At 46.8% G+C, this 602-nt stretch carries 2 protein-coding genes; both read left to right on the top strand.

The window, feature by feature from the left end; translation table 11 throughout:
• On the top strand, nucleotides 1–368 hold a 368-nt coding region (locus tag AC2W7A_RS13210; RefSeq protein ID WP_485991726.1), incomplete at its 5' end, for a glycoside hydrolase family protein.
• Nucleotides 328–602, top strand: a 275-nt coding sequence (locus AC2W7A_RS13215) for a glycoside hydrolase family protein (RefSeq protein ID WP_485991728.1), incomplete at its 3' end; no start/stop codon positions are given. The genes AC2W7A_RS13210 and AC2W7A_RS13215, both read left to right, overlap by 41 nt.

Below are 602 nucleotides of genomic sequence, written 5' to 3' on the forward strand. Positions count from 1 at the left end.
TGCTGGCGCTACATTCATTGCTTTCTGCTTTTGGTGCATGGGGCGCATACTGGAAGTATCGTGACAGTAAGGCAATTCAGGAAGCGTTAAACGATGGCGATCTAAATAAGGCGCTTAAGATTAGGGGAGATAATGAGTTTAAAAATAACGTTATAGGCGCATCGATCGGGGCCGCTTTGACGTTGACGCCTACCCTACTGGAACGAATCGAAGGGATAGAGTACGAGGTGTATTACGATATCGCCGGAGTACCTACAGTATGCAGCGGAATAACCGGGCCGGACGTCATACCTGGCAAGAAATACACTAAGCGAAGAATGCGATGCATTGCTGATAAAACATATCGGCGTCGCTCAGCGATACGTTGACAAGAAGGTTAAGGTTGAAATTCCGGTAACTATGCGCGCCTCACTCTACAGCTTTACTTTCAACGTTGGTACTGGCGCATTCGGATCTTCTACAATGCTTAAGCTAATCAATCAGAGTAAGCACAAGGAGGCGTGCAATCAGTTATGGCGATGGGTATACTACTACAATCCAAAAACCAAAAAGCGCGAAGTGTCTAGAGGACTCAAGAACCGACGCGCTGAAGAATACGCGTA

Source organism: Micrococcus sp. LASM2_SD2, assembly GCF_057364565.1.